Genomic DNA, 18,616 nt, shown 5'->3' with positions numbered 1-18,616 from the left:
AAAAATCTTCCATTCATTAACAGTTAATCGGTGGAAAGGCTCTTAAAATCAATAGCTTGAGAATTTCCACTTTTTCTCTAATGGTCACACGTTGTCCAATCCCACATACCTCCGGTCAAATCCCCACAAACCCCCGTTTCCCAGAAATTCAAAAGCTTGGGCTCCATTCATAATCCTATCTGCGCATGGCCCTTCACTAACCTCCGATTGATCCCATCCGATCCTCAACCCACTCGACCATGACACCCACCATGGCGATGCTGCAGCTTTCTGCTACAGGTTAAAGGAGCCATTACTCATTCTAGCCCCCTGGTTCTGTCATGACTCGGCCGGATTTTCCCTCCCTACGTTTACTGGAGGCCAAATCAGCTTCAATCTTTTCCTACGAATCTAGCTGTGGCTGATCGGCTAGCCCAGATAGACCCGGCAGCCCATCCCTTCATCAACATCTGGTACGTCGACAGGTATGTGAATTGGATTGCTCACAATTGGGCACAGAAAATCCTCACCGCCAGTACCACAGCTGCATTATGGGTCTGGAGAAAATGCTCAATTGGAGCTTTGCTCATGACCTGTCACTCGTTGACTGGCGCCGCAACGATTTTGAGAACTACGCAGAGTTTGTGCTCAACCCGCCAAAAGCTTGGACTGTGTACGGCAAACAGGCTCGCTTCGTGCAGGAACCCGGCGTCGCATTTGAGGGCTGGTCTATAAACCCAATCTGGCGCCCGTTCCTTGATTCCAGATCAATTGGTGATGACGGCGAAATCGAGAAAAATGTCTGGAAGCGAGAGATTCGCTGCGCGACGCAGTTTCTGGATTTTTACCTCAAGGATACTTCAGCCTCACGTGAAAACGTTGCCGCACAGCCCCTTGCTGATCTTGCTTTCAAGCAACCCGAAGTCACTCCCAAATTTCTTGGGCGTGCATGAATTCCGAATAATTGAGATGTACCTGATCATGGGTAGGTACTCGGGCCGCCGGCTCTGGAGCGTCATGGGAAACGCCAGGTCGCCCAGCCATCTCGATCAGTTCAATCGTAGGTCGGACGGACGCTCGGTTGAGCTTCGCTCAGCCAAGGATGGCTGGCTGCCGCTGTCACCTCATTTCGATGAAGTCTTTGGTCGTTACCTGCGTTACCTGAATATTGATCCGCTCCACCCTCTCCCATCGATTCCAACTTTCCCCAAAATTGGTTTGTATCCACGCTACAGCTCCAGCATCGCCCGCCTGCTGGCACAAGAACAGCCCCATGCTTCACGTCTGCACTCCCCTCGCCCATGCTGCTCTTACGAGCAGCTAGAGAAGCCATGTGCGAGGGTCAGGTTACCGCCATGCGGTCAGCATCAAGCCCTATCTGGCGCTCTACGGTGGTCGCTAAGCTGCTACCTTCGGCGCTCAGGCTAGAGCCATCCGTTCTCAGATGCCATTGACGAGGGCCTGGTGGTTGCGATGATGACGTCGTCCTCAGTGGTCACCGTTGCCAAGTACCCTTCATACTTCATCGCGTTGACCAACCTCCGATTTGACTCGGTGTTTCTCACCTTGATCTTCTTGACCTTCGCGCTCACGGTTTTGAAGTCCTCATCGTCGAGCAACCCTAGAGCTGCAGCAATGTCCGGCCACTTCATCCCGAGAAGACATTGTGTCAGCATTTCAGAGCGCTGCTCCGGGGTGAGGCTCGCGTTGCGAACCAGATGTCGCAGCACAGGCATCAGCGAATCAGCAAACCTTTCGCCAGCTTGATTGGCCAGCATCGATACACGGCCGAGCTCTGGAACCGCTTCCGGTTTGCTTTCAATCGTCTCCAGGCTAAGCCCTGACCACATCTGAATTTTCTGTGTGAGTGACAGCGCTTTGCTTCTGCTGAGCGTGAGCATCGTGTCAAGCTGGAGCGAGCTCATATCAATCTCTGCTTTTGCTAGATCCCACCGTTCAACCAGGTACTTGCCTTCGAAGTGTGGGCAAGTATTCAGTACGATCTCCCTGACTTCCGAGCTGTATGGCAAAAATGATGAGGCTACCAGCATGCCCCAGCGACCCTCAGGTAGCGTTGTTTTTATCATTGCTAGGTCTTGAAGCACGACGCCATCGAGCAATACCTGGAGCACGTCATTACTGATACCGGTGGAGCCCAGAAGATACTGTTGCAGCGACCAGTCTGCGCTCGTTGACTGCCACAGCGTGCCTTTGAGAGGCGAAGCATTCCGAGCGATGAAGCCGGTGAATACGGCTGTGGGTTCCGATCCGATTTCTTCGTCCGAGACGTTGCCGTCTGGCCCAACGACTTTCTCAAAAAAATCCACACTGCGTCAGCTTTGGCCACCAGGCGATCACTCTCAAGTGCCTTTGCCCAAAGATATCTCGGGGCGTCAGTGAGTGTGTGTAGGTCACAGGTCGTGTGATCGAAGAGTCTATTTGTCAGATCGTGATCTGCGTCCACTTCTGCTAGTAAGCTGGTCAAGGAGTCGCTTGATTCATCCAGGACAGCGGACTGATCTAGCAATGCGCTACCGAGCTCATCGGCGTGAGAGAGCAGATAATTACCGAGCCCATTGATGCCCAAAGCCTGCAGCCTACGCAAGGACACGATGCCCACATCTGCAGGTTCGGATTTGGCGTCTTTAGAATCCTGCCCAGCTTCTGACTTCGCGCATATCAGCGATAGCATAGGCAGGTTGATCTTGATGCAGCCCCAGTCGATCAGCCTTTCGAGGTCTGCGAGACTCATCGTATGGCCCAGTGAGGCAAACTGGACTGGGTACGCCCTGAGCCACGCCCATGCTCCCACATTGCTCTCTAGTCCTGGCATCAGCCGTGAAGCATCTTCCAGCCCATCGATTGTAGGCACCAGATCCGTCGAGGAATCACCGGCCAGGGTCTTGAAGTCGGATTCCGGCAGGTTGTCGACGATTGCTTTGACGAAGGACTGACGGGCCTCGCTTCCTTCAAAAACGCCACCAGCGTCCCCCGTTTCCCTAGCGTTGAAAAGGCTATTAAACAGTTTGGGTTCGAGGCGGTACACGGCGCGAATAAATCCAGCCGCGTCTGTTCGACTCAAAAGCTCGCGCACTGCGATGGCCATTCGTTCGGTGTGCTCGTTCAGACCGCTCCTCAGTATATGGCCTAGCTGTGTGTCTGCTGAGCCAGCCGCGAGCGAGGTTGGTCGGGCGCTGAGACAGGCGATCAAATCGACGATGATCCCCCTACCCTCGTCGAGCTCGTCGCTCTTGAGCTTCTCCAGCACGGTACTCGGGCTGTCGACAGGCGTGGATACTTTAGGCAGCACGCCACGTCTCAATGAAAGGATCAGATCTTTGTCACCAGGCGTCAGCGATCCCTGATAGAAATAACCTAGGTAGTCGGTGTAGTCGGCATCGAGAAAGCCATGCTGCATTAGATAGCTCACGACATCCAAGCCTGGAAGATTGCTCCTTACGACCTCTCCATACCCTTTCTTGACGGCGGTCGTGAACGACATCCTGATGACCTGATCCGATTGTCTCTGCACCGCTGCGATTTCGTCCGCGATGGTGCTAAGTCGCCGCCCAAGCAAAGCATGGCGCCGCTCATAGGATGTGGCGGTGAGCAGCTCAGTCATTGAGATGTTCCGAGAGGCGTAACTAGTCGCCCGCCCATATTGCTCCACGGCATCCGTTGTGAGGGTCGTGGCATTAGTCTTCAGTAAGTCGAATACTTCGTCGGTTACGAATTCCTGCGGCGTGTACCGGGTACCACCGCCTCGCACATGAGTCGCGAGGCTGGAATCGGTCAATCGAAGAAGCGTGAACCAAACGTAGGCCCTCAGCTCAGTGACATTGTTGGCCAGCTCGGCGACTCGCTCATCCCGCTCAAGCCGCAAGTCATCAAGTCGCTTGGCATTGGCGCTGTTCTGCTGGATTTTCCAGGTATCGAGGCCCTTGATAACGCCATAGATCGCCCCCCTCCGTTTGACCAGGTCGGCATACGCGCCGGGATGGAGATTTCGGATGGCGACAATCGCAAACAGCTTGTCTGGCTCCAGGCGTAGGCCGCTGGCAAGGATATTTGAAAACATATCGAATTCATTGACGATATTTTTCACCAGCCGGAGGTCATCGATGTAGTAGCAGACCGTCTCCACCAGTCGACGGTCGAGGTGTTCGCCCAAGGGTTTCGATTTGAAGGTTCGAAGGTTCAGAAGCTCCATCATCTTTTCCTGGGAGTTTTCCGAGTTGATGACGGGGATCACAGGGACGATGAGGTCAAAAAATTTGGTTTTCTCGCCGACGACGAACATCTCATCGCGCAGCGCGTAGACGAAATAGACAGGTCGTTTCACCTGAGGTGATTGCTTGATGATGAAATTGATTTCCCGCAATCGGGTGAACACGTCATGAATGCCGAATCGGTCGAGATCCTCAATGATCACCACGTCAATGCTGCTTCGCTCAAAGCAGTAAATGATCTCATCGATATTTTTGTGCAGGACGGAACCATGGTGAGTGGTCTCCAGTTTGCCGCCTTTGAGCGTCAACCCATCGATACTAAACAGCGAACCCAGCCTCAGACACGTGTGTAGCAGGTGTATGCATCCTAACGCGGCGATCCCGACGGCTAGAGGGCTCGGGATCAACAGCAGCCATTCCATGAGCCAAGTCGGCTCGATCCTTGGCAGCTTTTCCGCCACAGGAACGTAAAGTCTCAGCGCTGCCAAAATGAGGGCGCCATAGCAGAGCGTTTTCCACCAGATCTTCAGGCCGGAAGCCTGATCGATTCTCTTAAGGCGGGTCTTGGGAAGCGTCTTTGCTGGGACGGCGTACAGGAGCTGCTGGACGATCGTCTCCTCGATCCTAGCAACGAGATCGGATTCAGCCTTGTTTGCCTCGGATTTAGATTCCTGCCCTGCTTTGGTGGAGGGTTCGGAGGGCCGCGAAGAATCCGAGGCCACGTCGGTATCGCTAACAAGATCAGACGCCCCGGAGATTTCGTTATCCTTGCCGAAGGTAGCCAACGAAACAAACGCGTAGACAAACTCCGGGTGGCGGTGGACGAAGGTGCGAAGCACGCTGCTCTTCCCTGCCCCGTACTCCCCCGTAATAGCGATGTTCCTGACTTGATCGTTCCTCAGACCGTTTAATAACTCACGCTCATACCGCTGTATCTTCTCAGGCTCAATGAGCACAGGGGTTAGCGGCTGGAACAGATTTTCATGAGTAGGCGTGGCCAAGAACGCATAAGCGGCCTTGTAAGCAGCGACGACCGCGCAAGGGTATCGTTGTAGGGCGGCCAGCTTGCGGCGAGTCTCGTTGTTCCAGACGAGATAGGCATGTACTGCCCGGTGATAGATGGCGCGCAAGCGAATGAACATCCGTGTCTCCAAGCAGGCTGGTGGCTACCAGGCATTCATCTGCCGAAGACTGAATGATCGATCTTGGGTCTAGCGGGAAGGTGAACTTCCGGTGAGCCTGATATGAGGATTGGGATGATAGCTCACGGCCATCTTCGCCTGCGAACCCTTTGTTCACCAGGCGCTAGCTTACCTCTGCACGATCCGCTGCATGAACAGGCCGGGAGAGGATTAATCAGGCTGAGAAGAACGCTATTTGGGCCGGCCTAGCCGGTGCTGCCGGATCGAGAATCTTGGGAGCTTGGACTTTATGTGCATACGGAGTATCGGTCAGCCGCTAGCCGCCAACAAAAATTACCATCACCATGCGCGGGGCCGCGCATACCCTCGCCTGCAAAATATGTGAGTTCATCTTGGAGGCTTACGACTGATGTCTGAATCGCCCCGGACTTTATAGACACATTCTTTGCTTCGTGGCCGCCCCCGGAAGTCCACAAGCGAAGCAATGCCGCGCCCGCAACGCACCTGCAGCGAAGCAAAAAAAGATCGTGGCCATTTGCTATATCGCCGAGTGCCTACTACTTTTCCAAGCGCCACCGTCGCGTCACCAGGAAGGTGGCCACCTCCCCCCCAGTCCATGCAGCAAGGAGCTCTCAGAATGGGTATCAGTGCCAAAGTAAATGCTGAGTTTTTGATCGACAACAAGACCTACAAAGCTTCGCTCAACATCCCCAACTCCGCACCGACTGCCGATAAGCCGTTCATCTTCACTGTCACCTCCAAAGGCGAAGCCGCAGACGCGGTACTGCAGACACTTCTCGAAGTCGCTGTCGGCGCCACCGACCAGGTATACGTTGCAGTTGCACCACCCATGGACCTGATCTCCGACGCCATTGGTGGTGACGCCAAGGTCGTCCAGGCGCTCAACGTTGAAGTCTCCGAAGGCAAATACAAAGACGGGAAATTCGAAGTCAAGGCCTGACTCCTCCACGGTGGGGCATGTCACTATGCCCCACCGCATTGATGTACCTGCCTGCGGGAGGGCCCCTCGCCCATGGATATCCGCGTTACGGCGCACTTTGCCTGGTCGGAGATTTTTGGTCGCAAGATCGCCGCCCGAAGCAAGTGCCAGCTGGACCTGTCACGCCAGTACAGCCTGATCTATGCAGACCTGGGAACAGAGGATGCACAGGGGTGGAATGTTCTCGCTGAACTCAACAAAGCCTTCGATATCAAGCTTCCGGCCGAATATCTGAGGGTGATGGATGCCGGGTTCTTCACATTCAGTCATTTCGGCAACGGGGCGGTCCCCCCGAACACCTCTTTGCACAAGATTTTTCCGCAATCGCCGGTTCCACTCAGTGTCTCCAGGGCCACCGAGCCGATGACCAATACAGCGGGGTTTTGGCTGACGGTAAGCCTCGACGATATCAAGCTGTTCGGCAGCCTGATTGAAATAGGGTACGCCTCGCCCTCTGGCGACGGTGACAAACTTTCACTCTCCGCGGTGCTGGCTAGAGGGACTGTCGCCGGCAAGGCGGTGAGTGACGCGATCTACTTGGCCAGCTTGCCGAACATCCGCTTGTTCAAGCTGTTCGGCTTTGAAGAGGTCGAGGTTCGATATCGCTTCAAGGAAGCCAGACAGCTCAATGTCAAAGGCAAGCTGCGTGTGTCCCTTTTTGATGAGAAGCAGTATCTGTTCGAAGGGGTACTGAACTCGGACGAGGTCAACAGAACCTTCTCAGCCTGCTTGAAAAGTGCCGAACCCGATCAAAGCGTTACCAGGCTCTTCGGCGACCAGATGCGTGGCATTACCTTCCAGCGCCTGGTGTTCGGGATATTCGCTCGCTATGGCGACAACGATGATCAACGAACATTCCAGGTCCAGGGTACGGTCAGAGTCGGCTCAGCCCAGCTGACCGGGTACATCTACCTGCACAACGGCAAACCCCAGGTGGCCAGCATAAAAGTCGACAAGGCACTGTCGATCGGTGATGTGTTCAACCAATGCATCCCGGGGGCCCCGTGGCCGACCTCGCTCATCGACATCACCTTCAAGGCAGGCAGCGAGCTGTATTACCGCTCGGCCGCTGGAAGCCAACTCGCAAGACTGGAGACATTCTCATGCCCTGCCGAGGGGGACCTGCCCGATCGTCAACTTAGCGCCAGCATCGACTACCAGAATGGGTTCAACATAAGGGCGCTGTTCGACCTGACACTCGTCAAGACCCTGGAAGTGGTCGGCACGATCCAGATTGCCGAGGATGGCGTCACTGCCGATATCAGCCTGGGCAAGCCCATCGACCTCTTCATCGTGACCATCGCGGCATCACGCGCCTCACAGCCCATCGGCGGGCCTGCGTTCGAGCTGTCTACCGTCGAGAAGAAATCCTCTATGGGTTTCGTTGGCAGCCTATGGTTCATGCAGGAACAATTTGGCGTCGACGTCCGCGTGAAAGCCACCAGAAACGCGAAGGGAAACACCCAGGTCGACGGTACGCTCACGGCGCTATCGAACTACCCACCGTTCCTGCCCGCTGGCACATCCCTGGGGCTTCGGTACAGCAAGGACGGTGGCTTCCAGGTGACGAACTGGCCAAGTTTCGAGTATCTGACCAACGCCATCGATTTCATCAAGACACTGCAGAAACTCTCCGACCAGGGCAGCGCCGGGTGCGGCAAACTCGTCGGGTTCGCCTTCGAGAAGCTTCTACAGTCGAAATTCCGCGTGAATGTCTCGTTTGGTACCCAGGAAAATGATGAGGGGGTAACGCTGGTCCTCGATGGGTCCTATACGCTCTGCGTCGCGCAGACCTCCCTCACCGCGGTAGCGATTCCATTTCCAGGGTTGGTGTCGATCCCCCTACCCAACTCGATCAGCTTTTCCGAGTTGGGCAACTACATCGAACGTGCTCTGGCTGCAGCAGCTGAATCATTTGTCAAAGCCCTGGTGAAAAACCGAGAGGCCATTGCTGCCGTCATTGGTCTCACCGCGGGAAAAGCCGCGGCCTCCTATGCCGCTACTCTTGCCTGCCAGGCCTTGATCGACGGTGTAGCAGCAGATGCTGTTGTTGCGACAGCTGCAGAGACCCTTGCCGCAGCCACGGCCGCAGAGGCGGGGGCCGGCGCTGCTGGGGCCCTGGTCGCCGGGGCCGTAGTCGCGGTTGCAGATTTCTTTTCTGGCACAGGCACAGGGACTGGCACTGGCACTGGCACTGGCACTGGCGGCACAGGAACAGGAACAGGAACCGCGACACAGAGCCCGCCTGTTGATCCGCGAGTCACCATCACCAACCGTGTGGTCACTCTGACCTGGGGGGGTGGCCAGGGCAATGCGCGCTATCACGCGCAATTGCTCGACAGTGCCGCGACCATCCTGCTGAACAACCCGGACCTGGCGGGTGCGGCCCGGCAGACCCAGTTCGAGTTTGGCCCAGAGTGGCCTTCAGGCCCTTACACGGCCCAGGTCCAGGGTGTTCATGAACAATCGGCCACCCGCTGGGCGGCGGCTCCCTTCAACCGGCTGACAGCGCCGGCCCAACCCAGCGCTCAAGCAGACACCACGGTCCCGGCGCCAGCATATGGAGTGCAGCTGAGTTGGCCACCGATTGCCGGGGCCTCCTCGTACGAGCTCTCTACCCGCCTGCCCGGGAGTGCGACCGATAGGGTCCAGATCGAGCCCGGCGCAGATCAGTCGCTCCCACCTGCGACATACGCATTCATTTTCGAAGAGGCTTCCCCAGCGGGGGATTATCGCTTCAGCGTAACGGCCAAGGGTGGGCATGCATCCGTAGCGAGTCCAGACAGCGAGCCGCTGACGCTTGTACGTCCAGGCCAGCCCCAGGACTTCCAGGCCAGCAGTATAGGCAGCAATGTTGCATTGCGCTGGCGTTCGGTTGCCGGTGCATTGCGCTACCAGGCATTGGCGCAGAAGAAAGGGGTTGCCCCTTTGGTTATTGAGCTGCACGCCCGGGAGGAAAGCGGCGTCGAGCATGCAGACTTCGCTCTACCCTGCCCTTCGCATTCGCCTTCCGTTTACCAGGTGCAGGTCTGGGCGCTGCCTGGCGCTGACCAGGTGAACTACGTAGCGGGCGTGCCGTCGGCCGTCGTCGAGGTGACGATTACGCCCTATGCAACCGCATCAGAAATGGCCACCGCGCTGCATGCCCTCACTATCGAGGGGAACGCGTGCGGTACACAGTTGATAGCGGCATTCCCGAACCTGACACCGGACACTTTGGCCATCGCCATGGCGCAAGGCGGCTACCCCGCCATTGAGACCAGCAATGGCCTGCTTGCTGTGTGGCCTGATACCCCACCCCTTGAGCTGGCGACCGTACTCGCCCTGGCGTATCCCGATCCGTTGCAGTTTGCCGCCTCCCAGCGTGACCAGGGCGTGCCTGGTGAGCTGTGCGCAGTCAATCTGTTGAAGGCATTCCCACAGCTTGGCGTATCAGAGATGGCGCGCGCCATGGCAAAGGCAGGTTACCCCGCAACGGACACCGCGACAGGCCTCAAGGTGGCGTACCCCGCCATCTCGCCTGTGGCGCTATCAACTGCGCTGGTGCTCGCTTATCAGTGACGCCCCCATGCCGAGCAAGAAGGTCCACCGTTCAACTGCGTCATTCACCCCATTACAAACAGCGACTACGAGAGGTAAACAGCATGAGCACCGAAACCCTGATCAGCATCCTGCAGTCTCTTAAGCAACAAGGGCTGAGCCCCCTTGAGGCGGTCAAAGAGGCACTGGCCCAGCTCCAGTCACGTGCCCGAGGGGCTACCACCGACAACACCGCAGTGGCCGAAGCCGTGATCGAGGTTTTCTCGCCCCTGACCGCGACCCAACTCGCAATCATCCTGCACACCACCTATCCGGACCTGACTGCGCTTGACGTCGGGAAAACCATTCTCAACCCGAAAGTGCTGCCAGCCACACCGGCCACCGAGATGAATGAAGCCCTTGGCAAAGCGGGTTTCGACGCCTCCAGCGTCAGTGATGCAGTGAACATCCTGTATCCGGTTACCGTGACCATTCAGGCCAATCAAGCCTGGCAGCAAAGCGGCCTGACAGTGACTGGCCGCCAGGTCACCCTGATTGCAGCGCAAGGCTCCTGGACTTCCAACCCGGCAACAGGGAAAACAGGCCCGGCCGGCAACACGAACTATCGCGCCAAGCAAGGCTATACCCTGCCCGGCCAGTTCGAGGGGGCCCTGATCGGCCGCATTGGCGACAACGCACCGTTTCTGGTTGGGCCTCAGGTCAAGGTGCCGGCAGGACAGTCGGGGGTCTTGCAACTGTGCATCAATGATGACCTCAACGGGATTTATGGTGCGGGCCTGACGGACAACGTCGGTAGCATGCAGGTAGACATCCGCACGCAAGGCGAATAGCCGATGCTGCCAGCCCGGTGGCGACCTCACCGGGCTGGCAGCCTCATTGCCCCGGCGCGCTGCCACGCTCCCCGAAGAGCAGCGTCACATTGACCCGTTGATTGAGGTAGCCCGGCCGGAAAGCCAGTGGCGCGGTGGCATGGAACAGATCTGAGTTGAAAATCACAGCGCGATTGCACCTGTAAGGGATGACTGTGCGCCGGGCTCCAGCCTCCTTCAGAAAGGCGGCAATTCGATCACCTTGGCGATTGTAGGTTTCGAAATCCCAGTCAGAGGGTGCCTCGACGTCGTAGACCACAAGCCCTCCCGAGTCGCGGTCAAGGTTTGCCTCGTCCGGCGTGATCCAGAAGTTCACGTTCACAGCGGCAAAGTCTGCATGGGGGTGTGTCGCAGGCTGGTCATGCTGGTACTTGAACCCCCACATCTGAAGCAATGGGTGATGCTTGCCGATAAGCTGGGGGAAGCAACTCCGAATCTCATCGGCAACCTGCAGCAGAAGCGGGCAATTGAAACCCTCCCTGAAGAACGCGCCGAGCCGACCATGAGCATATCGGTCGGTATGCCAGATGGTGGACTGCAAACAGAACGCCTGCACAAGCGCCAGTGCATCAGCAGACAGGAAGTCGTCGATCACGACCAGGCCCAGGGGGCTCTCCAGGTAATCGCGTTCAGCTCGCAGCAGCGCCTGGCTCATCTTCAAGGCCCCTTCTTGCAGTCGCGGAGCCTGCAACTGGTGCACATTACGCCCGTAGCTCGGGGGCAGCGCAGCGACGTTGGCCGGGGGTGTTGCCAAACTGTTGGGCTGTTCGAATGGTTGGAGAGCTGCCTGATAGCTAGCAATCTCCGCCTCAAGACGCGGACCAATCAGCTGGTGGTCTCGCAAATAGCGTAACTGCTCCAGGTCGTGGACCAGCTTGGCCCGCGAAGCCCTCGATACAGCACCACGCCCTTCGAAGGCACCGGGTTGAGACAGGCTGCGCTCGTCACCACGAACTACAGAGGCATAGTGCGCAGCCCACAGGCCCGCAGCGTCAAGGTCGTGAGTACGCAATGAAGTGCTGACGAGTTGCTCCAGGATCTCTGGATCGCGCGGGTACAGTTCGCCGAGGACCTTCCACATGCCACGGGCCGAATCGTGCTGGCCCATGTGGCCATACAGCGTGGCCAGCAAAAAGGCCAGGTTGGCCCTGGCCAGGTCGAAGGCAGGCTGCAGGCTGATCGCAGCCTTGTAGCTCGAAATTGCGTCCTCATTGCGCCCCGATTGCTGCAAGGCCCAACCCAGGTTGTTATGGCCAACAGCCCAGTCAGGACACTGCTGCACAACGGCACGAAAGCATGCCTGTGCGGCATCGAACTCGCCCTGATCGCACAGGGTACAGCCCTCCTCCAGCAGCACCGATACGGTCTGCTGCGCGCAGCCATTGCCTGCAGCTTCTGGCGTGGTGCGCAGGGCACCATATTTCGCCATCCAGACTTGCGCACTCACGCAAAGCCTCTGAACGGGTCAAGGGCAGCCTTCATCTTCATGGCACGGCCGAAAGCGTCCTTGTCGGTACTTTCAGCAGCCTCATTCCCGTCATCGCCAATCGCGGCGCTCGCACCGCCAGTGTCATTCAATGCAGCCCAGGCAGGCTCGGTCTCAAGAGACCTTGCGCCGTAGGCTCGAATCACACCGGTTATGTTTGTACTATCACTTTCAGCGTGCATGGTCCGTCCTTGGAATCGAGCATCAGGTGGCTCGTGGAGCCGGGTTGCGAAACGCCAAGCATAGCCACTGTATCGCCACCATCCACTGAAAGTGCAGCTACAGGTGGAAATGCCCCGCAGCCTCGGGCTGATAGAGCACCTTCCGGATCTCGATCCGGCGGGTTCGATCAGCGATTCGCCAGTCGATGGCGTCCCCCTCCTGATAGCCGAGGATGGCGGCGCCGATGTCGGAACACACCGAATGCTTGCCGGTGCTGCTGTCCGCGTCTTCGGGGTAGACCAACGCCACTTCGATCTCCTCGTCGTCCAGCTGCAACAAGGCCCTGGAGTTCATCGTGACGACATTGCGCGCCACCTGCTGCGGCTTCACGACGATGGCCCGCTCGAGCTCATGCTCGAGTTCCACCACGGTCGGGCCTTCCTCTAGCGCGATCAGGCCCTCGAGCCTGGCCTTGTCGATTTCTGTGATGTAGATCCCGGTGGAGTCGCCCACGGCACCTTCGCGCAAGAACGTGAGGTAGCGCCCCATCGTCATGGCAAATGACTTCAATGTCGGGGTTTCGCTCTCCAGCACAAAGCCGCTGCGTACAAAGGCTTTCAGCGAGCGCGTGTTGTCCGGGTGGATCTTGGCGATGAGCTTCTTGGCCCGCATGTCGAGGAAGGCCAGTTTCATGCCTTCGCGAATCGTACGGGCGCCAAGGTTTCGGCCCCACTTGTCGCTGTCTCCGATGACCAGGACGATCTCGCAGTTGGAGCCAGTCTTGACGAGGCGGACAAAGCCGACGGGGGCGTCATGTCGGTCATAGGCCATGAAGAATCGGCCGCCCCGATTGAATAGATGGGTCAGGATCGGCAATTGAGTCCGATCGATGGCTTGTTCGATGGAGCGAGAAACATCACGCGAATCACTCAGATAGCAGGTAACACGTTCGTCTTCCAACCAGTCCATCAACGTCAGCGCATGTGCCCGGGTAATTTCAGGGCACAGCGAAATGAAAGGCCTGTTCATCTTCACCACACTTGATATGCAAAGGATGAAAGCCCTTCATGGCGATTGCCATGACGGTTCTTTCGGCAACCGGCCATCTTAAGACATAACGCCAGAATGGCGAACAGTTTGCGCACTTTCCTCCCCCCTCACCGCCTGCGTCCCAACGTCGCAGCAAAGTGACTTGGCAAATGCCGCGCAATGCTTAAAATCTCGCCTCCTTTTCTACAGTCTGCAGGGGGCATCGCCCTGCCCTGGCTGGCCCTTTCCTGCCGTTCGATACATCGCGCGTACTGCCCGAAGGCGCCGTGCAGCAGGTCACTCGAGGTTTTTATGTCTCCGCGTTTGCTGGCCATGGCGCTGGCGCCCCTGCTGGGCCTGTTCATCATCGCCCTGGGCAATGGTGCCTTGTCGTCCTTGACCACGTTGCGCCTGGGCGAAGCCGGGGAATCGGCCACGATGATCGGTATCGTCGCCTCGGCCTACTTCATCGGCCTTACGCTAGGCGCCCTGTTCAACGACCGGCTGATCCTGCGGATCGGCCATATCCGTGCCTACAGCAGCTTCGCCTCGCTGATTGGCGTCACCATCCTGCTGCAGGGCATGTTCTATGACACCTGGGGCTGGTTCGTGCTGCGCCTGATCAACGGCTGGGCCACCGTCGGCGTGTTTCTGGTCATTGAAAGCTGGCTGCTGCTGGCCGGTGACGCAAAGATCCGCGGGCGCCTGCTAGCGCTCTACATGATCGCCCTGTACGGCGCTGGCGTGCTGGGCCAGGCAACCCTGGGCGAGATCACCGGTTGGGGCGACACGGCGCCATTCATGGTCGCCGGCATGCTCGCGTCCTTGTCGGTGCTGCCGATCGTGATCCTGCCACGGGTGTCGCCGCTGCTCGACCAGGTCGAGCCGCTCAAACCACGACAGCTGCTGGGGGTGACGCCTACCGGCTTGGTGGGTTGCTTTGGCTCAGGGGTGGCCATTGCCGCCGTGTATTCGTTGCTTCCGCTGTACCTGCAGCGTATCGGCCACGATATCGGCGAAGTCGGCAGCCTGATGGCCTGGACGATTCTCGGGGCAATGCTGCTGCAGTATCCCGTAGGGCGCTGGTCCGACCGCAGGGACCGCCTGGAAGTGCTGACCGTGCTGGCGGGGGTATGCAGCGTGCTGTCGCTGGCCGTGGTACTGCTGCCGCTGTCCGCGACGCTGCTGGCCGCACTGCTGTTCCTGCTGGGCGGCGGCGTGTTCGCGCTCTACCCGGTAGCGGTCAGCCATGCAGCAGACCGCGCGTCGCCCGAGGCGCTGGTACCCATGATTCAGGGCCTGCTGCTGATCAACTCGCTGGGCTCTGCCATGAGCCCGCTGATGATCTCGCCGGTCATGACATCGCTGGGCGAAAACGGGCTGTTCTGGGCCTTCGCGGTGGTCAACCTGAGCATGGTGACGTTTTTCGTCTGGCGTCGCGGCAAGCGCCCGGTACCGGTCAATCCTGCGCCGTTCACGGCCTCGGCAACCTTTTCGCCTACCGGTGCCGAGTTGCGCCTGACAGAAGACCTGATGCAGGCCGTGCAGGATCACCCGCCGATGCCCGATGCGGTCAACGGCCAGGCCGCCCCCAAGCCCGCGCCACACTGCGAGCCTGGTTGAAAGAGGCTACAGTGGAGCGTCCCGAGACCCCGAACGCGTTGATCGAGCGTTCACCTTGGGTCGAGAGGCACTGCTTCAGCAGTCGACAGCCTCTTGGGCAACTCGCAATCTGCTCGAAACTGCCGGAGGACGCATGAACCGTTTCAATCCACGAAAGCTTGGGCTGTCAAAGTGGACCGCCTGCCAGCCGGTCAACCGTGAAAAGCACTTCCTGGTCACCGAGTTGATTTGCGATGAGCACGGCACACCCCTGCAGATCGAACTGCAGGCCGTGCACAGCGGGCGAAAACAACTGCTCGACTGGCAGGAACTCAGGGATAGCCAGCGCTGGAAAATCGGATGGTGCTGAACGGCACATTCTGGGCATGGGACGATCAACCGATCGCCTTGTGAATCCTTTGACTGGCAGCATGGATCTCGCAAACCAGTTGCCTCACCGCCTCCTCAACCGTGCCTTCATTACGGCACAGCACCCACCCGTTATCCGCAACCGCCTGCTCGAATGCCTGCGTGGCAGCAACCTGCTCCTCGAGGCTGAACATCACGGTACTGCCCAGCCCTCGGGTTCTGGCCGCCGCCCTCGCCCACGAAATCTGCGGGCTGGTAACCACCCCTACGTGCAGGTCCGGCACACTCACCTCGCGCTCGAGGTTCAACCGCAGAATCTCGGCAAACGGCACTATCCGGCGAAACGCCGCATCCGATGGATACCAGCGGTCGATCAGGATGATGCTGTTGGGCGGCTGCCTGGTCAGCACCTGCCGGGAAATCCAGGCCCGGCTGTCGGCAAGGCGTTCGCAAACCGCCCACTCCAGCGACCGGCTGGGGTTTCTGACCAGTGCGTTGACGAGCGCCATCGTCTCGCCCCGGCCGGGGTCGCTGTTTTTCTCGGACAGCCGGACCACCTTTCTGCCGTCCGCCCGCAGTGCCTGGGTCACGGCTTCCAGCAGCGTGGTCTTGCCGGTTCCCTTGGGGCCATCCAGCGAAACGAAAAGCGGACGGTTCATTGTTGTTGCGCCTCTGGTTGTGTCCATCAGTCATGAGCCGGCATTCTTGCACACCCGCTCCCCAGCAGACACCGAGGCACCTCCGTCAATGGACCCGACACTCACCCAGGCCCTTGCGCAACTGCGCAGCGCCCTGCCCATCGGCCTGCGTCACGCCCGGGCCCTGCTGCAACGCTGCGCCGGCAACCCGCAGCAGGCCGCCGAGCTGTACAAGGCCGAACTACTGCAGGTGCTGATGGAAAAATCCGGGCTGCCACACCACCAAGCCCGCCAGTACCTGCACAGTGCGGGCTACGACCTGAGCCGCGCCTTGACCGCCCTGGACGAAGCGCGTTTCACCCTGACCCAGCGCATTCTGCGCCACCATCACCAGGACAAACCACGCGCCCTGGACCTGATCGCCCAGGCCATCGAAACCGCCGAACAGCTGCCCCGCCAGTACTGGCTGGATTTCGAGCGCCTGGATCAACTGCCCCCGGCGCTGCGCTGCTTCATGGTGATCCACGAATGGCTGGCCTTCGAGCAATGGGAAGGCTTTGACAGTGCCCTGCACTTTCACCTGCCCCAGGCCATCGCCCAACTCAGGCACCTGCAGCTCGATGCCCTGGCGAACACACTGGAGCAGGCCGATCAGCGCCAGCAGCACCTGCGCCAGGCCCATGCCGATGAACGCCACGTCGAGCTGGCCATACGGGTCCAGCAGGACCCGCTCTTCGACGCCTGCCAAACCCGCTTCAACCAGCAGCGCACGCAGCTCGACGAGCAGCTGTACGCGTGGGTGGAGCGGCACATGGCGCAGTTTCCCGCCTGAGCCGCGCCCCTGCAGCGCGCAAGCCGGTAGACTGCCGCCCTCCCCGACGGACCTCGGATTCCCCCTCATGGAACTGCACTACCGCATCACCCCCGACCACCTCCAGTCCTTGATCGCCGAAGCGCTGAAGCAGGAACTGCTCAAGCAGGACGCGCAACAGGCCCGTGCCCTGGCCACCTTCGCCAGGTGGCAGAGCCGCCTGATCGGCCCGCTGATGTTCGCCCTGTGCCTGATCGGCGCCCTGCTGGCGGTGTATCTCCCGGAGCGACGCATCACCCCGGAGAAAGCCATCGCCCTGCTGCTGTTCGCACTGGTGTTCATCCCGCTGTGGTGGCGCTTTTCCGGGCGCTGGGTCGGCCACCTGCAAGCGCGGATCGCCGCCAACCACGCCAAGCCCCGGGCACCGGTACGCGGGCTCAACCAGCGCCTGATCGAGGCCAGGCTTCGGGCACCCCTGAAATCGGCCCAGGACACGTACAAGCTGAGCTTCGATGATCAGGGCTTCACGCTGGACAAGGCCCGGGGCGGCAAGACGGTCCTGGCCTGGGAGCAAGTCGTACACCTGCTGGAAACGCCGGATTTCTACCACGTGGCGAGCGCAGACATGCGCGCCAAGGGCATGGCCTGCCTGATTGCCAGGCACAGCGAGCTGATGCCGGCGCAGGACTATCAGCAAGGTCTGCAGGCGTTTCTGAGCCACTGCCCGGTCACGGCTAGCGCCCCGGCCACGTCTTGCCCATCAACCCCGAAGTAGCCCTCGGCCGGCCTGGGCGCAGGTGGTAATTCGGCCAAAGCACAGGGAAGCAATGCCATGGCAACGCGCCGGTGCTGCATGCAGCCACGGCGAACGTATAAGGTAGGCCGCACAACAATCCAACTGCCAAGGAGACAGCCATGACCCTGTTCTGCCGGCTTAGCCTGCTGTTGCTGATCGTGGGAATGCTGCTGGGCGAGATCGTGATCGCCAGCGTGGGGCTGGTGGGCGTGTGCGGTGCGGCGCTGTACATCAGCATCCGCGAGGACACCCCGCAGGCGCCCCCCGCCGAGCCGGAGTTTCTCGCCTAGCCGTTCAAGGCTGCAGCGGTTCGGCGCCCTTGACGAACATCTGCGCCGTGACAATGCAGCACTTCTCGGCCTTCTTCGAACTGAAGGCCTTGTGGTCGAGCGCCCATTCCAGCCAGAAGCCGTCGATCAGCGCGGTGATGGTCAACGCCGCGCTTTTGGCGTCTATCTGCGTGCCCTGTGCCTTGCCGATGGCCTTGAACACCGACTCCAGTTCCTTGCGATAGTCGGCATAGAGCTTCTTGTTCAAGGCGCGCAGCTGCTCCGACGATACCGCCGCCCCCCAGAACCCCAGCCAGGTGGTGAGGATGAACTCGTTGAAGATCTGCCCGCGAAACGAGGAGCGGATGATCGCCAGCAGACGGTCCTCGGGGGTGCCGCCCTGCACCGCCAGGTACTTGCGGGTTTCTTCGCGCAGCTGGTCGGTGAGTTCCTGGTAGGTCGACAGCATCAGTTCTTCCTTGCTGGAAAAGTGATGGCCGATCAGCCCGATGGACACCCCGGCCTGCGCGCAGATGCGCTCCAGGGTACTGCCACTGTGGCCATAGCGGGTGATGCACTGCATCGTCGCCTCGATGATGGCCTTGCGGCGCGTCTCGGGGTCGATGCGGGTTCGACGCTTCCTGGGTTGGGTTACTTCGGGCTCACTGCTCATACGTCAACAACCTGTGCACTGC

At 59.2% G+C, this 18,616-nt stretch carries 15 protein-coding genes and 1 pseudogene; 9 read left to right on the top strand and 7 right to left on the bottom strand.

Annotation, left to right across the window (positions count from 1 at the left end; all coding sequences use genetic code 11):
- Positions 1-473 precede the first annotated feature (473 nt).
- Positions 474-932 (top strand): hypothetical protein, encoded by a 459-nt coding sequence (locus tag LOY33_RS12050; RefSeq protein WP_231390589.1) that lies wholly within the window; start codon positions 474-476, stop codon positions 930-932.
- Positions 933-1,403: 471 nt separating this feature from the next.
- Here the strand turns inward: LOY33_RS12050 and LOY33_RS12045 are convergent, their stop codons facing one another.
- Both LOY33_RS12045 and LOY33_RS12040 read right to left on the bottom strand, forming a co-directional pair.
- Entirely contained in the window at positions 1,404-2,066 is a 663-nt protein-coding gene (locus tag LOY33_RS12045; protein WP_258662729.1) for a hypothetical protein, read from the bottom strand.
- A gap of 2 nt (positions 2,067-2,068) precedes the next feature.
- A complete protein-coding gene (locus LOY33_RS12040) occupies positions 2,069-5,350 on the bottom strand; it encodes a hypothetical protein (RefSeq protein ID WP_258662726.1) in 3,282 nt (1,093 codons plus the stop codon).
- Between the two features lie 637 nt (positions 5,351-5,987).
- Here LOY33_RS12040 and LOY33_RS12035 point away from each other — a divergent pair.
- The 3 genes from LOY33_RS12035 to LOY33_RS12025 all read left to right on the top strand — a co-directional run bounded on the left by LOY33_RS12035 (position 5,988) and on the right by LOY33_RS12025 (position 10,720).
- Positions 5,988-6,311, top strand: coding sequence for a hypothetical protein (locus tag LOY33_RS12035; RefSeq protein ID WP_123753042.1), 324 nt, complete (start codon positions 5,988-5,990; stop codon positions 6,309-6,311).
- Positions 6,312-6,383: 72 nt separating this feature from the next.
- Complete coding sequence (locus tag LOY33_RS12030; RefSeq protein WP_258662723.1) at positions 6,384-9,911, top strand: hypothetical protein; 3,528 nt, start codon at positions 6,384-6,386, stop codon at positions 9,909-9,911.
- 83 nt (positions 9,912-9,994) lie between these two features.
- Complete coding sequence (locus tag LOY33_RS12025) at positions 9,995-10,720, top strand: hypothetical protein (protein ID WP_100632749.1); 726 nt, start codon at positions 9,995-9,997, stop codon at positions 10,718-10,720.
- A gap of 43 nt (positions 10,721-10,763) precedes the next feature.
- Here LOY33_RS12025 and LOY33_RS12020 read toward each other — a convergent pair whose 3' ends face one another.
- From LOY33_RS12020 to LOY33_RS12010, 3 genes and pseudogenes are all read right to left on the bottom strand, one after another.
- Positions 10,764-12,206 (bottom strand): tetratricopeptide repeat protein, encoded by a 1,443-nt coding sequence (locus LOY33_RS12020; RefSeq protein WP_258662718.1) that lies wholly within the window; start codon positions 12,204-12,206, stop codon positions 10,764-10,766.
- Entirely contained in the window at positions 12,203-12,427 is a 225-nt protein-coding gene (locus tag LOY33_RS12015; protein ID WP_100632747.1) for a hypothetical protein, read from the bottom strand. Before LOY33_RS12015 ends, LOY33_RS12020 begins: the two co-directional genes overlap by 4 nt.
- A 97-nt stretch (positions 12,428-12,524) precedes the next feature.
- A pseudogene (locus LOY33_RS12010) lies at positions 12,525-13,488 on the bottom strand (GNAT family N-acetyltransferase).
- 260 nt (positions 13,489-13,748) lie between these two features.
- Between LOY33_RS12010 and LOY33_RS12005 the strand changes: the two are divergent.
- Both LOY33_RS12005 and LOY33_RS12000 read left to right on the top strand, forming a co-directional pair.
- The gene (locus LOY33_RS12005; protein ID WP_104572466.1) at positions 13,749-15,059 is read left to right on the top strand and encodes an MFS transporter; all 1,311 of its coding nucleotides are present in this window, start codon (positions 13,749-13,751) and stop codon (positions 15,057-15,059) included.
- Between the two features lie 133 nt (positions 15,060-15,192).
- Positions 15,193-15,408: a TIGR02450 family Trp-rich protein gene (locus tag LOY33_RS12000; RefSeq protein ID WP_054914496.1), complete on the top strand. Its 216-nt coding sequence runs from the start codon at positions 15,193-15,195 to the stop codon at positions 15,406-15,408.
- A 25-nt stretch (positions 15,409-15,433) separates the two neighbouring features.
- Here the strand turns inward: LOY33_RS12000 and LOY33_RS11995 are convergent, their stop codons facing one another.
- Entirely contained in the window at positions 15,434-16,066 is a 633-nt protein-coding gene (locus LOY33_RS11995) for a dTMP kinase (RefSeq protein WP_078480948.1), read from the bottom strand.
- Positions 16,067-16,154: 88 nt separating this feature from the next.
- Here LOY33_RS11995 and LOY33_RS11990 point away from each other — a divergent pair, with 88 nt between their 5' ends.
- The 3 genes from LOY33_RS11990 (at position 16,155) to LOY33_RS11980 (ending at position 17,942) form a co-directional block, all read left to right on the top strand.
- Positions 16,155-16,877, top strand: coding sequence for a DUF4375 domain-containing protein (locus tag LOY33_RS11990; RefSeq protein WP_258662716.1), 723 nt, complete (start codon positions 16,155-16,157; stop codon positions 16,875-16,877).
- Between the two features lie 67 nt (positions 16,878-16,944).
- Positions 16,945-17,631 (top strand): hypothetical protein, encoded by a 687-nt coding sequence (locus tag LOY33_RS11985; RefSeq protein ID WP_258662714.1) that lies wholly within the window; start codon positions 16,945-16,947, stop codon positions 17,629-17,631.
- Between the two features lie 140 nt (positions 17,632-17,771).
- Positions 17,772-17,942 carry a hypothetical protein gene (locus LOY33_RS11980; protein ID WP_173925048.1) on the top strand — a complete coding sequence of 57 codons (171 nt, stop codon included), beginning with the start codon at positions 17,772-17,774 and terminating at the stop codon, positions 17,940-17,942.
- 4 nt (positions 17,943-17,946) lie between these two features.
- Here the strand turns inward: LOY33_RS11980 and betI are convergent, their stop codons facing one another.
- Positions 17,947-18,594, bottom strand: a complete 648-nt coding sequence (gene betI, locus LOY33_RS11975) for a transcriptional regulator BetI (protein ID WP_052504246.1) — start codon at positions 18,592-18,594, stop codon at positions 17,947-17,949.
- Between the last annotated feature and the right edge of the window lie 22 nt (positions 18,595-18,616).

Origin of the sequence: Pseudomonas sp. B21-036 (assembly GCF_024748925.1) — a bacterium.
In the GTDB taxonomy this organism is placed as follows: Bacteria; Pseudomonadota; Gammaproteobacteria; order Pseudomonadales; family Pseudomonadaceae; genus Aquipseudomonas; species Aquipseudomonas palmensis.
This window is presented reverse-complemented; position numbering and strand designations above follow the sequence as displayed.

Bases quoted from the DNA above. Each gene is read 5' to 3' on its own strand.
- LOY33_RS12045 (WP_258662729.1), bottom strand. From the start codon at position 2,066: ATGATAAAAACAACGCTACCTGAGGGTCGCTGGGGCATGCTGGTAGCC.
- LOY33_RS12040 (WP_258662726.1), bottom strand. From the start codon at position 5,350: ATGTTCATTCGCTTGCGCGCCATCTATCACCGGGCAGTACATGCCTAT.
- LOY33_RS12035 (WP_123753042.1), top strand. From the start codon at position 5,988: ATGGGTATCAGTGCCAAAGTAAATGCTGAGTTTTTGATCGACAACAAG.
- LOY33_RS12030 (WP_258662723.1), top strand. From the start codon at position 6,384: ATGGATATCCGCGTTACGGCGCACTTTGCCTGGTCGGAGATTTTTGGT.
- LOY33_RS12025 (WP_100632749.1), top strand. From the start codon at position 9,995: ATGAGCACCGAAACCCTGATCAGCATCCTGCAGTCTCTTAAGCAACAA.
- LOY33_RS12015 (WP_100632747.1), bottom strand. From the start codon at position 12,427: ATGCACGCTGAAAGTGATAGTACAAACATAACCGGTGTGATTCGAGCC.
- LOY33_RS12005 (WP_104572466.1), top strand. From the start codon at position 13,749: ATGTCTCCGCGTTTGCTGGCCATGGCGCTGGCGCCCCTGCTGGGCCTG.
- LOY33_RS12000 (WP_054914496.1), top strand. From the start codon at position 15,193: ATGAACCGTTTCAATCCACGAAAGCTTGGGCTGTCAAAGTGGACCGCC.
- LOY33_RS11995 (WP_078480948.1), bottom strand. From the start codon at position 16,066: ATGAACCGTCCGCTTTTCGTTTCGCTGGATGGCCCCAAGGGAACCGGC.
- LOY33_RS11990 (WP_258662716.1), top strand. From the start codon at position 16,155: ATGGACCCGACACTCACCCAGGCCCTTGCGCAACTGCGCAGCGCCCTG.
- LOY33_RS11985 (WP_258662714.1), top strand. From the start codon at position 16,945: ATGGAACTGCACTACCGCATCACCCCCGACCACCTCCAGTCCTTGATC.
- LOY33_RS11980 (WP_173925048.1), top strand. From the start codon at position 17,772: ATGACCCTGTTCTGCCGGCTTAGCCTGCTGTTGCTGATCGTGGGAATG.
- betI (WP_052504246.1), bottom strand. From the start codon at position 18,594: ATGAGCAGTGAGCCCGAAGTAACCCAACCCAGGAAGCGTCGAACCCGC.